Source organism: Pseudonocardia sp. EV170527-09 (assembly GCF_008369905.1).
GTDB lineage: Bacteria > Actinomycetota > Actinomycetes > Mycobacteriales > Pseudonocardiaceae > Pseudonocardia.
The window spans coordinates 1-269 of record NZ_VRMC01000473.1; the positions used below are offsets into that span (position 1 = coordinate 1).

1 protein-coding gene is annotated in these 269 nt (G+C 62.5%); it reads left to right on the top strand.

Features of this window, described 5'->3' with window-relative positions; all coding sequences use genetic code 11:
* Positions 1 to 269 (top strand): glucan biosynthesis protein (locus tag FVA95_RS29850; protein WP_193564458.1); only part of this gene is annotated, 269 nt, incomplete at both ends.

Sequence of the window (269 nt, forward strand, 5' to 3'; positions counted from 1 at the left end):
TCGTACTTCCGCGCCATCGGCGAGCTGTATCAGTACGGGCTTTCCGCACGGGGCATTGCGCTGGACGTGGCGCAGGCCGGCAAGCCGGAAGAGTTTCCCAATTTCACGCACGTGTGGTTCGACACGCCGGCAGACAACCGCGCCGATTCCGTGACGATCTACACGCTGCTCGACGGCCCGAGCATCACGGGTGCATATCGCTTTGTCATGCACCGCACGAAGGGCGTGGTGATGGACATCGACACGGCCATCTTCCTGCGCAAGGACGT